Genomic DNA, 12,907 nt, shown 5'->3' with positions numbered 1-12,907 from the left:
CTCCACGCCGCCGCCTGCCTCACCCCCGATCCCCCCACCGGCGGCTGCTCCGTCTCCGGCCCAATTCGTTGCGCCGCAATCGACGCCGGACAATGACGCCGGCCGTCCGGGGCTCTTCGGCTCGCTGGCCTCGGCGGTTCGCTATTTCGTGCGGCGCGAGCCGGCTGACACGGTCGATTTGGACTCTGTCCCGCCAGAAAGCGCCTGGCGCGTGCCCACCCGGGAAGAACGCTCTCCTCGGGCTGAACCCCCGGCGCGGCAGAATTTTCAGCCGCCATACGAGCAGGGTTATTCCTATTCCTATCGGCCGGACCATGCGCGGAACGATCCCTATGAGGATCATTATCCGGCATCCCCGGCCGCCTATCATCCGCAGTCGCAGACTGCCGGCGTGGCTCGCCAACCATCCGCCGACCAGGGTGAGATCGACGACATCCGCGCCAGCCTGCGTGAATTCCGCGAGGCGGTGCGCGAGCTGACCGAAAACCGCTCGCGTCGCCGCTATTTCTAATCCGCCCGTATTTCTTAACCGCCTGACCTTCGATAAAAGCGACCGGTTTCGGGTTTACGGCATCCGACGACGCTTTGACGGGATTGCCTTGTCGAATTTTCGTGAAGATGCGGCGCGGCATTTCGGCCGATTGCCCCTGCGTCGGCGGATCGGGATGCCGGATTGAGGCATGGGGCATGCATCGATGCGGCCTCAAAACGGAGAGTTCGTGATGACCGAAGTGATCGACGGAAAGCGTGTCGCCGAGGATGTGGTTTCGAAGGTCAAGGCGCTGACGTCGGAGCTGGCAGCCAAGGGCGCCACCAAGCCCGGTCTGGCGGTGGTCATCGTCGGTGAGGATCCGGCAAGCCAGGTCTATGTCGCTTCGAAATCGCGCACCGCCAAGGAATGCGGCTTCCATTCGCTTCAGCACACGCTGCCGGCCGACACCACCGAGGAACAGTTGCTGATGATCATCGGCGACCTCAACGCCGACCCGGCGATCCATGGTATCCTCGTGCAGCTGCCGCTTCCCGGCCACATCGACGCCGGCAAGGTCATCCAGACGATCGCGCCGGAAAAGGATGTCGACGGGTTCCATTTCATCAATGTCGGCAAGCTCGGCACCGGCGAGCTCGATACGGCTTTCGTGCCCTGCACGCCGGCGGGTTCCATGCTCCTGATCGAGCGCGTGCGCGGCAAGGACCTGTCCGGCCTCAACGCCGTCGTCGTCGGCCGCTCCAACATCGTCGGCAAGCCGATGGCCAATCTGCTGCTCGCCGCCAACTGCACGGTCACCATTGCCCACAGCCGCACCAAGGAGTTGCCGGCGCTGGCGCGCACCGCCGACATACTGGTCGCCGCTGTCGGCCGTCCCGAGATGGTCAAGGGCGATTGGGTAAAGCCCGGCGCGACGGTGGTCGACGTCGGGATCAACCGTATCCCGGCACCCGAAAAGGGCGAAGGCAAGAGCCGCCTGGTCGGCGACGTCGCCTATGCCGAGGCGGCCAAGAATGCTGGTGCCATCACGCCGGTTCCCGGCGGCGTCGGGCCGATGACCATTGCCATGCTGATGGCGAACACTGTAGCTTCCGCCTACCTCGCGGCCGGGTTGAAGCGGCCGTCCTTCTGATTTTGAGAAAGCCTTTGCGTTGCCGAACCTGACTGTTCCCCAGCATTTTGCAGCCAAGTGGAACCACTTGGCGTCGCACAAATGCGTTTGAAATAAGGGACAGAGCGGGATGCCCCACTCGAACCAGTCGCATCCCGCTCTCGAACGGCCGATCACGAACGATCCCGTTCAGGGCGGCCGTCAGTTCGGCTTTCTGCTGGTCGACAAATTCTCGATGTTCTCGCTGGCGGCGGCCATCGACTGTTTCCGCTCGGCGAACCGGCTGCTCGGCCGCGATTTCTATGGCTGGACGACGATTTCGGCCGATGGCGACGCCGTCATGGCCTCCAACGGCCTGCCGCTGAAGATCGACTATTCCGTCGCCGACATGCCGCCGGTCGACATCCTTTTCGTCTCGGTCGGCCTCACCACCGAATTCCCCGGCAAGAGCAAGGTGCTGGCCGCGCTGCGCAGCTGGGGCCGGCGCGGCAATGCGCTGGGCGCCTTGTCGGTCGGCTCCTATCTGCTGGCCGAGGCCGGACAGCTCGACGGCTATCGCTGCACCATCCATTGGGAAAACCGCGCCGGCTTCATGGAGCGCTTCCCCGACATCAATTGCACCGGCAACGTCTTCGAGATCGACCGCAAGCGCTACACCTGCGCCGGCGGCACCACCTCGATCGACCTGATGCTGGAGATCGTGCGCGGCGATTTCGGCTCCAACCTCGCCAACGGCGTCGCCAACCAGTTCCAGCACGAGCGCATCCGCTCGGCCGGCGACCGCCAGCGCGTCGGGCCGGAGCGTGACCTCACCGGCAAGTCGGAGAAGCTCAGGCGCATCGTCGAATTGATGGCCGACCATCTCGACGAGCCGCTGTCGGCGGTGCAACTCGCCAAATCGGCAGGCCTTTCGGTGCGTCAGGTCGAGCGCCTGTTCCTGCGCCATCTCAGTGTGACGCCCGGCCGATACTACATGCGCCTGAGGCTCGAGCGGGCGCGCGAATTGCTGCGCCAGACCAACATGCCGATCCTCGACGTGGCGATCGCCACCGGCTTCACCTCGCATTCCTATTTCGCGCAGAGCTATAGGCTGCAATTCGGTCGCCCGCCCTCGGAAGAACGCCGCACCACCTACTGATGTTCGGCCCCACGAGCGAGTACCGGGCAGGGGCGCCTCCTGCAGGCTTGTATCCTGACGCCGCGTCAAATAGCCTCCGGACGCGGACGGGGGTTCACTCAGGAGATTTCTATGGCGGGACTGGCACGGAGCGTCGCTGCGGCGATCCTCCTTTTGTCGATGACCACGTTTGGCTATGCCGCCAACAAGGTCATCATCATCCTCGATGCATCGGGCTCCATGTGGGCCCAGATCGACGGCAAGCCGAAGCTGGAGATCGCGCGTGAATCGCTGCGCACGGTGCTGCAGTCGGTTCCGGCCGACGACGAGATCGGCTTCATGGCCTATGGCCATCGCACCAAAGGCAGCTGCGACGACATCGAGCTGATCGTGCCGCCGCAGGCGGGCTCCGCCAGCGCCATTTCGGCAGCGGCCGACAGCATGAAATTCCTCGGCAAGACGCCGCTGACGGCCGCGGTCAAGCAGGCCGCCGAGGCGCTGAAATACACCGAGGACAAGGCTACGGTGGTGCTGATCACCGATGGCCTGGAGACCTGCGGCGGCGATCCTTGCGCGCTTGGCAAGGAGCTGAAGCAAAGCGGTGTCGACTTCACCGCCGATGTCGTCGGCTTCGGCCTGACCGCCGACGAAGGCAAGCAGATCGCCTGTCTCGCCGAGAACACGGGCGGCAAATACATCCAGGCTTCCGATGAGAAGGCGTTGCAGGAAGCTCTGGTCGAGACCGTGGCGGCTCCGGCACCTGCCCCTGCGCCGGCTCCCGAACCGGCGCCGGCACCCGCGCCTGCGCCGAAAGCCGCCGAGGTCGACTACAATCTCATCCCGCAAGCCTTCCTGAAGGAGGGTGGCGAGGCGCCGAAGTCCGACGTGTATTTTGAAATCTTCAAGGACGACGTCAAGGGAACCGGCGGTGAACATGTCGACTACGGCTACAACACCGTCAAGTTCCACCTTGCCGCCGGCAACTACATCGTCGTCGCCACCAGCGGTGCCGCCAGGGCCGAGCAGAAGGTCTCGCTGACGGCCGACAAGGCAACGGAGCAGGCGCTCAACCTGAACGCCGCCGAGATCTCCATCCACGCGCGGCCGGCGCCCGGCGCCGATATCGACCGCGCGGCGCAGATCAGCATTGCCTATCCCGGCGGCACGTCGGATGCCAATTATGGCGAGGTCAAGTTCGTCGTCCCGACAGGCAAGACCAAGGTCACCGTGCATCTGGGAGCCGGCGAGGCGAGCGAGACGATGCAGCTCGCCGCCGGCCAGGTCGTCGACAAGGACATGATCGTCGGCGTCGGCAAGGCCAAGGCCAACGCCTTCTACACCCAGGGCGGCGAAAAGGCCGGCACGGACGTGGCCTGGAAGGTGTATAAGGCGGCCAAGAAGCTCGACGGCAGCCGCGATCAGGTGACCTATGCCTATGGCCCCGACAGCCAGTTCGATCTGCCGCCAGGCGACTATGTGATGGGTGTCGACGTGCAGGCCGTCTCCGCCGAACAGCCCTTTAGCGTGACGGTTGGGCAGATGACCGATGTCAACGTGACGCTGAATGCCGGCGTCCTGGCGGTCGACGCTCCAGGCGCGGACGGCTTCAAGATCTATGAGGCCAAGAAGAACATCCAGGGCGAGCGCAAGCAGGTGACCTATGCCTATGGCGAGAAGATGCAGACGACGCTTGCCGCCGGCGATTACGTGCTCGTGACCAACTTCACCACCGACAAGGCCGACAAGGAAACGCCTTTCACGATGAAGGCCGGCGAGCGGAACGAACTCGCCGTCCAGTAAGCACTGCCTGCCTTCCGGTCTGGCTGCCCTGGCATTCCGCGAACGGATCGCGGAATGCCATCTCGGCAACGCGGTGCACATGGCTTCGCCGATCAGGCAGCTTCCGAGACACGCACTTCGACATGAAGCCCGGCCGCGACCGCCATATTGACGAGGGTGTCGAGGGCGAACAGGTTGATCTTCCCGCGCAGGAGATCGGATACGCGCGGTTGCGTCACGCCAAGCCGCTGCGCGGCTTCGGCCTGCGTCCAGCCCTTTGCTCGAATGTGCTTCTCCAGCGCCATCATGAGCGTGGAGCGGAGCTTCATATTCTCTGCTTCGGCGGGAGTGTCTTCGATGGCGTCCCACACACTTGCAAACGTTTCGTTGCTCACTGGCCTAGCTCCTTCATGAGATCGCTGTAGCGCTTTGCGGCCAAGTCCAAATCTGTTTTGCTGGTTTTCTGCGTCTTCTTCTGGAAGCAATGCAGTACGTAGATCGCGTCGGCAAATTTGGCGGTGTAGATGACCCTAAACGCGCCGGTCTCATCTCTGATTCTGATTTCAAGTACCCCCTTGCCGACCGTCGTCATTGGTTTCCAGTCGGTCGGAGGTTGCTCGTTCTGTACCTTATCGAGCTGATAGCCTGCTTCACGCCGCGCCGAGTTCGGAAAGGCGCGCAGATCGGTTAGGGCGCTGCCCCGGAACATAAGCATTTTCACACGGCTAACTATACAAAATTTTGTATAGTTAGCGCAAGTAGCTTCTCACACGAAACGAGATCAGGCGTTGCCGAAAGCCGCGGCGCCGTGGTCGGCGCGGCCGACCAGTTGCCGGAAGCCGGCGAAGAGCTCGCGGCCGAAGCCGAACTCGTTGCCGATGAGGTCGGCATCCGCCGTGCGACGCAGCGCGAATTCCGTTCCCGGCACCAGCACTTCCAGCGTGCCGGCATCGGCGTCGAGCCGGATGACGTCGCCGTCGTGGATCCTGGCGATCGGCCCGTCCTCGACCGCTTCCGGCGTCACATGGATCGCCGCCGGCACCTTGCCGGATGCGCCCGACATGCGCCCGTCGGTCACCAGCGCGACGCGCTGGCCGCGATCCTGCAGGATGCCGAGCACCGTGGTCAGCTTGTGCAGTTCTGGCATGCCGTTGGCCTTCGGCCCCTGGAAGCGGACGACCGCTATGAAATCACCTGTAAGCGTGCCAGCCTTAAAGGCGTCGTTCAGCGCCTGCTGGCTGTCGAACACCTTGGCCGGCGCCTCGATGACACGCCGCTCGGGCTTCACCGCCGAAGTCTTGATGACGGCATGGCCGAGATTGCCACCGAGCACTTTCAGGCCGCCTGTCGCCTGGAACGCTTGGCTGACCGGCGCCAGCACCTTCTCGTCGCCGCTTTTCAGAGGTGCTGCTTCGCGCACCACGCCGCCGTCGTCGCCGAGTCTAGCCTCGACCGCGTAAGGCCGCAGGCCTTCGCCCCACACCGTCTGCACGTCCTCATGCAGCAGGCCTTCATCGAGCAACTCGCGGATCAGGAAACCGAGCCCGCCGGCGGCGTGGAAATGGTTCACGTCGGCAAGCCCGTTCGGATAGACGCGGGCGAGCAGCGGCACGGCCTCCGACAGGTCGGAAATATCCTGCCAGGTCAGCGAGATGCCGCCGGCGGCCGCCATCGCGATCAGATGGATCGTGTGGTTGGTCGAGCCGCCGGTGGCGTGCAGGCCGACGACGCCGTTGACGATCGAGCGCTCGTCGATCATGCGCCCGACCGGCGTATAGGCGTTGCCGAGAGCGGTGATCGCCAGCGCCCGCTTCGCCGCTTCCCGGGTCAGCGCCTCGCGCAGCGGCGTGCCCGGATTGACGAAGGAGGCGCCGGGCGTATGCAGGCCCATGATCTCCATCAGCATCTGGTTGGAATTGGCGGTGCCGTAGAAAGTGCAGGTGCCGGGCCCGTGATAGGATTTGGACTCCGCCTCGAGCAATTCGGCCCGGCCGACCTTGCCTTCGGCATAGAGTTGCCGGACCTTGGCCTTTTCGTCGTTCGCCAGGCCGGTCGTCATCGGTCCTGCGGGGATGAAGACGGCCGGCAGGTGGCCGAACGTCAGCGCCCCGATCACCAGCCCGGGCACGATCTTGTCGCAGACGCCGAGGAAGACGGCCGCGTCGAACATGTTATGCGATAGGCCGATCGCCGCGGCCATGGCGATCACATCGCGCGAGAACAGCGACAGCTCCATGCCAGGCTGGCCCTGGGTGACGCCGTCGCACATGGCCGGCACGCCGCCGGCCACCTGGGCGATGCCGCCGGCCTCGCGCGCGGCTTCCTTGATCAGCGCCGGGAACGTCTCGAAGGGCTGATGCGCCGACAGCATGTCGTTGTAGGAGGTGATGATGCCGAGATTCGGCACGCGGTCGCCGCCAAGCGCGATCTTTTCGGAAGGACTGCACACGGCAAAGCCATGGGCGAGGTTGCCGCAACCCAGCACCGCGCGGTTGGCGCTGCGGCCCGAGGCCTCCGCGATGCGGCCGAGATAGGCTTCGCGGCCGGCTTTCGAACGTTGGCGGATGCGTTGCGTGATGGCTTCGATATCGCGTCGGGCTGTCATGGTCCGTCCTTTCGAGCCCGCGACGTCCTCCCAGCGCCGTCGGGGCCGTCTTGTTGCAATCAGGGTGCCCAGAACACCTCTGTCGGTCTCGGCGCCGCCTCGAGCACTCTGCGGATGGGCTTTTTCATGCCCGGCCCCATCGCGCCGTTGAAGGCGGTGCGCTTGTCCTCGCCTTCGATGTGCAGCGCCACGAAGCCGGCGGCGATGATGCGCGCCATCGACAGCGTGAGTCGCGGCTCGCCGCCGCTTGCCGCGTGCACCGGCAGCACGATCCGCCGCGAGGCCGGATCTAGCAGTTCGTCGAGGTTGCCGGCATCCGGGAAGAACGAGGCGGTATGGCCGTCGCCGCCCATGCCGAGAATGACCACGTCGAGCGGCCAGGGCAGTGACCGCAGCGCTTCACTGTCCGCCGCCGCTGCGTCCTCGATACTTGCCGCCTCATGGTAGAGCGGCACGAACCGCGCCGCCGCGGCCTCGTTCTGCAAAAGATTGGCCGCCACCAGCCCGGCATTCGAGCGCGGCGAGGACGGCGGCACGAAGCGCTCGTCGACCAGCGTCACGGTGACTTTGTCCCAGGCGATCGGGATCGCGGAGAGCGCGGCGAAGAATTTCGCCGGTGTCGTGCCGCCGGAGACCGCAAGCAGGGCGGTGCCGCGTTGGGCGATCGCATTGGTCAGCAGGGCGGCGACTTGGCCGGCCAGCGCCGCCGCCAGTTGCGGGCGGTCGGCAAAGCCGTTCCAGTTGAAGCGCGGCTCGCTCAATTGCTCTCGTGCCATGTCCGTCCGTCACGTTCGATGAGCGCGATGGAGGCCGACGGCCCCCAGGTTCCGGCCGTATAACCCTGAGCTTCCTGCTTGGCGCTTTCCCAGGCGTTCTGGATCGGGTCGATCCATTTCCAGGCCGCCTCGACTTCGTCGCGGCGCATGAACAGTGTCTGATTGCCGCGCACCACATCCATGATCAGCCGCTCATAGGCGTCCGGCGCCCGGCCCTGGAACGACTGCGCGAAGCTCATGTCCAGCGAGATCTGGCGCAGCCGCATGCCGCCCGGTCCCGGATCCTTGATCATGATGTACTGCTTGACGCCTTCGTCCGGCTGCAGCCGGATCACCAGCTGATTGGCGAAGATCGGCCCGGCGCTTTCGTCGAAGATCGAAAAGGGGATCGGCTTGAACTCGATGACGATCTCCGAAACCCTACTCGCCAGCCTTTTGCCGGTCCTGAGATAGAACGGAACGCCGGCCCAGCGCCAATTGCCGATCTCGGCCCTGATGGCGACGAAGGTCTCGGTGGTACTGTCCTTGCCGAGTTCCTCGACATAGCCCTTGACCGGGCCGCCCGCCGAGGCGCCGGCGCGATACTGGCCGCGCACCGTGTGCTTGGGCGCCTCATTGCCGTTGATGCGCTTCAGCGCCCTGAGCACCTTCAGCTTTTCGTCGCGCACGGCGTCGGCGTCCATCGACGATGGCGTTTCCATGGCGACCAGGCAAAGCAGCTGCAGCATGTGATTCTGCACCATGTCGCGCAGCGCGCCGGCCTTGTCGTAATAGGTGACGCGGTCCTCGAGACCCACGGTCTCGGCGACCGTGATCTGGACATGGTCGATATGCGCGGAGTTCCAGAGCGGCTGATAGAGCGCGTTGGCGAAGCGCAGCGCCATCAGGTTCTGCACCGTCTCCTTGCCGAGATAGTGGTCGATGCGGAAGATCTGGCTTTCGTGGAAATCGTCGCCGACGGCATCATTGAGCGCCCGCGCCGAGGTGAGATCCCGGCCGATCGGCTTTTCCAGCACGATGCGAGAGTTCCGCGTGATAAGCTTGTGTTCCTTGAGCTGGTGCGAAATGTCGCCGAACAGTGCCGGCGCCACCGCGAGATAGAAGGCGCGGATGCGGTCGCTGTCGCCGATCGCCTTCTTGAGTCTGTCGAAGCCGGCGCCCGTGGTCGCGTCGGCCGAGACATAGGAGAGGCGCGTCAGAAAGGTCTCGAGCTCCTTGGCGTCGACGTCGGCGGGCTTCACATGCTCGGATATCGCCTTCTTGGCGAAGGCCTGAAACTCGGCGTCGGTCATTTTCGCGCGCGACGTGCCGATGATGCGCGTCGGTTCGGAAAATTGCTGGCCGCGCTGGCGATGATAGAGCGACGGCAGGAGCTTGCGTTCCGACAGGTCGCCGGTGCCGCCGAAGATGATGAAGTCGAAGGGATCGACAGGGATGATCTGGCTGGTCATGGTCAGTCCGATTTGATGCCGGTTGGCGGCAGCGTGGTTGGTATATTCTAATCGATTTAAATTTTCCAGTGCCATGGTGTCACATGGGAGGACCAATCGCTTGCACTTGCATCGGTCCACATGTTTCCCGACACTGCGCCGCCGGCAGGCTCGTCGGCAAGCCATCGCTTCCGGCAGCGTTCGCGCCTGCAGCATAGAACGCGAATGTGACGAAAGCTAAGGGAGATAGCTGCGGAAATCCAATGAGCGGGAAAACCATGCGTCTGGAAGGAAAGGTCGCCATCATCACCGGTGCCGCGTCGGGCTTCGGCGAGGGCATGGCGAAGCGCTTTGCCGAAGAGGGCGCGCGCGTGGTCGTCGCCGATCTCAACGCCAAGGGCGCAGAGCGGGTGGCCGAAGAGATCGGCGCCAATGCGATCTGGACACAGACCGACGTTTCGCTGCGTTCCGAATTCGACGAGATGGTCTACGCCGCCAAGAGCGCGTTCGGCCGCATCGACATCATGGTCAACAATGCGGGCTTCACCCACCGCAACGGCGACATGCTCGGCGTTGACGAGGAAACCTTCGACCTGATCACCGCCGTCAACATGAAGGCGGTCTATCATGCCGCCCTCGCCGTCGTGCCGATCATGGACCGGCAGGGCGGCGGCGTCATCCTGACCACGGCCTCGACGGCCGGGCTTCGGCCGCGGCCGGGCCTGACCTGGTACAATGCCTCCAAGGGCTGGGCGATCACCGCCACCAAGTCGATGGCCGTCGAACTGGCGCCGAAGAGCATCCGCGTCAACTGCCTGTGCCCGGTCGCCGGCGAGACCGGCATGCTGGAGAAATTCATGGGCGCCGACACGCCGGAGATCCGCGAGAAATTCCGCGCCTCGATCCCGCTTGGCCGGCTCTCGACACCGCTCGACATCGCCAACGCGGCACTGTGGCTGGCCTCGGATGAAGCCGCCTTCATCACCGGCGTGGCGCTGGAGGTCGACGGCGGCCGCTGTATCTGAGCCGCATGCGTCGCGGCTTTGCGTTGCCGGCGGCTGTTGACGCCATCAGGCCGAGTCCCAGTTTGACTTGAAGGTCCGCGGAAAGGATAACGGATCGGGGTAAGGGAAACTGGCGGTTGGTTGAGGTCAGTCTGCGCGAAATTCGCAACGATCTGGGCTGGCGATTGCGCCGCTGCCGGGCAGAGCGTGCGCGTGCGCGAAGCAAGGCGACCTTCATCGGCATAACCGGCAGTTCCGGCAAATCGACCGCAACCAGCTTGCTTGGGCATATCCTGGCCGGTCAGGGCAGGGTTCACACTCAAGTCCTGGCCAACACGCTCAAGGCGCTTGTCCGCACGCTCTACAAGCGCATGAAACGCGCGGGCAAGGTCGACTATGTCGTGTTCGAAGCCGGCGCGTTTGAGCCAGGCTCGATCCGAGGCATGGCGGAGATACTGAAGCCGGACGTCGCGGTCGTGACGATGATCCGACTGGAGCATGTCACCCAATTCCGGACTCTGGAGGCTGTCGCGCGGGAAAAGAAAGCGCTGGTTGACGCCTTGTCGCCGGGCGGGCTCGCAATCTTGAATGCCGACGACCCGCATGTGCTCGAGATGGCTTCGGGTGCAAGGGGCCGTGTTGCGACTTTCGGCCAGTCGGGGGCCGCCGACTATCGCGTAACGGACGTCCACGCCGCCTATCCGGACCTGCTCGGATTTTCGCTTCGCTGGCATGGTGGCGCCATGGACATACGAACACCGTTCCCTGGCGAGCACTTCTGGCTGCCGGCCGCCGCCGCCATCGCCACGGCGCTGGAGCTAGGCGTCCCGCCCGAGAAAGTTGCGGCGAGGCTGGCGTCATTCGAGCCCTTGCCGAACCGCTGCAAGGTGCAGACGGTCGATGGCGGTCCGCAATTCCTCGTCGACACGGCCAAGGCGCCGTGGCATTCGATCGACATCGCCATGGACATGATGAGGAAGGCCAGCGCCGCCCGAAAGCGCATCGTGCTCGGACAAATTTCCGACTATGTCGGGTCGTCGAGGAAATACGGTACTGCGTATGGAATTGCCCGCTATATCGCCGACCAGGTCATTTACACCGGTGATAATGCCCATCGCTCACGTGCCAACCAGGCCGACCATGACAGCGGCCGTTTCCTGGAGCTTCGTACCCCGAAGGAAGTTTCCGATCATATCAAAGAGACGGCGGTCCCCGGGGAACTGATCCTGCTGAAGAGCTCGTCCAATCTTCATCTGGAGAGGATCGCGCTGGCCTGGGCGCACGACGTCAGATGCTGGATTCCGGCGTGCGGCAAGAAAGAGGGTTGCCAGGACTGCGGCCTCTACGAGGTGCCGTTCGAGGAACACAAGTCCTTCCTCGCAAATCGCAGGCTTGAGCGCAGAAGACGCCGCTTCGGATGGCTGCTTGGCGGCTTAAGTCTTATGCGCCGGGCTTGACATAGCTCTTGTAAACCCAGCCGTGCTTGCCGTTGTAGACGATCTCGCACCATTGCTTGCAACCCATCACCTGCACTGACGCCTTGGCCGGCACCGTGACGATTGCGGCGGCGCCTTTCTTCGGTCCCGTGCGCATGGTGACGGCCCTCAGGATGCGTCCATTGGCGGCCGCGCTGACTTTCTGAGGTTTTGGCTTGGCCTGGGCCGCGCTGTCCGTTGCTCCCGGCTGCGGATCGGGAACCTGCGGTTTGGCCTCGGGAATGGCGGCGGTCTGGGCGCCATCCATCTTGTCGTCCGCGTTCTTGGCAGTCGTCGGCGGCTCACTTGCGGGGACAGGCACGACGACCTTGGACAATGCGTTCGAGGCGTCGTTTTCGGCAGCGGGCTCGGCGAAGGCCGTGTCGGTTGATTGCGCGGCGCTGGTGTTGGCGGCCTGCTTGGATGGAGCGGGCTGATCCTTGGCCTGGGCCGGCGGCGTCTGGGCGTCGGAGGCCGTCCAGCGCGGGCTGTTCGACGACAGCGCCGGAATGCTGGCTTCGCGGGCTGCCGTCGCCGGCGTAACCGCATCAGCTTTGCGCGCAGCCTGCGGTACCGCTGCCGCCACGGTAACCGCCGCGGCAGGAGCGATCTTCGTGGTCTTCACCGGAATTGTCGGAACGGTCTGCTCGGCGCTTGCCGCGGCCACTTGCCGGCCAGTGCCAGGAATGCATAGCCACAGCGCCACCGCGGCCACGCCGAGCAGCGCGGCTGTACCGATTGCCGCAATGACCAGATGCGCGTTCGACTGCACCTTCTGCCAGAAGGAAGGCCGTACGTTATAGCCGAACTGCATTGTAAAGCGCTGCCGTTCCGGCATGCCGAAACTGAAGGGCTCGTTCACTCAAACCACCTCCAACAAGCGGGCCGACGTTCTTTCGATCATTGCCGCAAGGGTTGGCTCTGACCTGCATCGGTCCCGAAATCACTGCGGACAGGTCCGCGAAATCCCCGGATTATCGCCCAGAATTGGCATCTTTCGCCGCAGATTATGGCATGAGTGAGCCAATTTGCGAAATTCTGCCAGTTCGTTAACGCTTGCACAACCTCCAGGGTGGAAGCCACCCAAGCCGATTCGGTGGCTTCGGCCGGGCGGCCGGTT

The 12,907-nt window shown here is 64.2% G+C and carries 11 protein-coding genes and 1 pseudogene; 6 read left to right on the top strand and 6 right to left on the bottom strand.

Annotation, left to right across the window (positions count from 1 at the left end; all coding sequences use genetic code 11):
* From DPM33_RS28675 to DPM33_RS28660, 4 genes and pseudogenes are all read left to right on the top strand, one after another.
* Positions 1–511 (top strand): annotated as a pseudogene (locus tag DPM33_RS28675) (hypothetical protein); the annotation flags it as partial.
* A gap of 211 nt (positions 512–722) precedes the next feature.
* Positions 723–1,622 carry a bifunctional methylenetetrahydrofolate dehydrogenase/methenyltetrahydrofolate cyclohydrolase FolD gene (gene folD, locus DPM33_RS28670; RefSeq protein WP_112100761.1) on the top strand — a complete coding sequence of 300 codons (900 nt, stop codon included), beginning with the start codon at positions 723–725 and terminating at the stop codon, positions 1,620–1,622.
* A gap of 109 nt (positions 1,623–1,731) precedes the next feature.
* On the top strand, positions 1,732–2,739 hold the full coding sequence (locus DPM33_RS28665; RefSeq protein WP_112100760.1) for a GlxA family transcriptional regulator: 1,008 nt from the start codon (positions 1,732–1,734) through the stop codon (positions 2,737–2,739).
* A 111-nt stretch (positions 2,740–2,850) separates the two neighbouring features.
* Positions 2,851–4,518, top strand: coding sequence for a vWA domain-containing protein (locus tag DPM33_RS28660; RefSeq protein ID WP_112100759.1), 1,668 nt, complete (start codon positions 2,851–2,853; stop codon positions 4,516–4,518).
* A gap of 92 nt (positions 4,519–4,610) precedes the next feature.
* On the opposite strand, the gene DPM33_RS28655 is transcribed toward DPM33_RS28660, so the two are convergent.
* Genes DPM33_RS28655 through zwf form a run of 5 tightly spaced genes read right to left on the bottom strand, consistent with a single transcriptional unit; the run spans position 4,611 to position 9,329 of the window.
* Complete coding sequence (locus DPM33_RS28655; protein WP_112100758.1) at positions 4,611–4,892, bottom strand: helix-turn-helix domain-containing protein; 282 nt, start codon at positions 4,890–4,892, stop codon at positions 4,611–4,613.
* Positions 4,889–5,218, bottom strand: coding sequence for a type II toxin-antitoxin system RelE/ParE family toxin (locus DPM33_RS28650; RefSeq protein ID WP_208648461.1), 330 nt, complete (start codon positions 5,216–5,218; stop codon positions 4,889–4,891). The genes DPM33_RS28655 and DPM33_RS28650 overlap by 4 nt, the downstream gene beginning before the upstream one ends.
* Before the next feature lie 60 nt (positions 5,219–5,278).
* Positions 5,279–7,102, bottom strand: coding sequence for a phosphogluconate dehydratase (gene edd / locus DPM33_RS28645; protein WP_112100756.1), 1,824 nt, complete (start codon positions 7,100–7,102; stop codon positions 5,279–5,281).
* Positions 7,103–7,161: 59 nt separating this feature from the next.
* Positions 7,162–7,878 carry a 6-phosphogluconolactonase gene (gene pgl / locus DPM33_RS28640; protein WP_112100755.1) on the bottom strand — a complete coding sequence of 239 codons (717 nt, stop codon included), beginning with the start codon at positions 7,876–7,878 and terminating at the stop codon, positions 7,162–7,164.
* Positions 7,860–9,329 (bottom strand): glucose-6-phosphate dehydrogenase, encoded by a 1,470-nt coding sequence (gene zwf / locus DPM33_RS28635; protein ID WP_112100754.1) that lies wholly within the window; start codon positions 9,327–9,329, stop codon positions 7,860–7,862. The genes pgl and zwf overlap by 19 nt, the downstream gene beginning before the upstream one ends.
* A 257-nt stretch (positions 9,330–9,586) precedes the next feature.
* Here zwf and DPM33_RS28630 point away from each other — a divergent pair, with 257 nt between their 5' ends.
* Both DPM33_RS28630 and DPM33_RS28625 read left to right on the top strand, forming a co-directional pair.
* Complete coding sequence (locus tag DPM33_RS28630; RefSeq protein WP_112100753.1) at positions 9,587–10,333, top strand: SDR family oxidoreductase; 747 nt, start codon at positions 9,587–9,589, stop codon at positions 10,331–10,333.
* Between the two features lie 116 nt (positions 10,334–10,449).
* The gene (locus DPM33_RS28625; RefSeq protein ID WP_112100752.1) at positions 10,450–11,769 is read left to right on the top strand and encodes a Mur ligase family protein; all 1,320 of its coding nucleotides are present in this window, start codon (positions 10,450–10,452) and stop codon (positions 11,767–11,769) included.
* Here the strand turns inward: DPM33_RS28625 and DPM33_RS28620 are convergent.
* Positions 11,753–12,649, bottom strand: a complete 897-nt coding sequence (locus tag DPM33_RS28620; RefSeq protein ID WP_112100751.1) for an SH3 domain-containing protein — start codon at positions 12,647–12,649, stop codon at positions 11,753–11,755. The genes DPM33_RS28625 and DPM33_RS28620 overlap by 17 nt on opposite strands.
* Between the last annotated feature and the right edge of the window lie 258 nt (positions 12,650–12,907).

Source organism: Mesorhizobium hawassense (assembly GCF_003289945.1).
GTDB classification, from domain to species: Bacteria; Pseudomonadota; Alphaproteobacteria; order Rhizobiales; family Rhizobiaceae; genus Mesorhizobium; species Mesorhizobium hawassense.
Note: the sequence above shows the minus strand (reverse complement) of the source record. Positions and strands in the feature narration are given on the sequence as shown.

Excerpts from the sequence above, each read along its gene's own strand:
- folD (WP_112100761.1), top strand. The coding sequence starts at position 723 with ATGACCGAAGTGATCGACGGAAAGCGTGTCGCCGAGGATGTGGTTTCG.
- DPM33_RS28665 (WP_112100760.1), top strand. The coding sequence starts at position 1,732 with ATGCCCCACTCGAACCAGTCGCATCCCGCTCTCGAACGGCCGATCACG.
- DPM33_RS28660 (WP_112100759.1), top strand. The coding sequence starts at position 2,851 with ATGGCGGGACTGGCACGGAGCGTCGCTGCGGCGATCCTCCTTTTGTCG.
- edd (WP_112100756.1), bottom strand. The coding sequence starts at position 7,102 with ATGACAGCCCGACGCGATATCGAAGCCATCACGCAACGCATCCGCCAA.
- pgl (WP_112100755.1), bottom strand. The coding sequence starts at position 7,878 with ATGGCACGAGAGCAATTGAGCGAGCCGCGCTTCAACTGGAACGGCTTT.
- zwf (WP_112100754.1), bottom strand. The coding sequence starts at position 9,329 with ATGACCAGCCAGATCATCCCTGTCGATCCCTTCGACTTCATCATCTTC.
- DPM33_RS28630 (WP_112100753.1), top strand. The coding sequence starts at position 9,587 with ATGCGTCTGGAAGGAAAGGTCGCCATCATCACCGGTGCCGCGTCGGGC.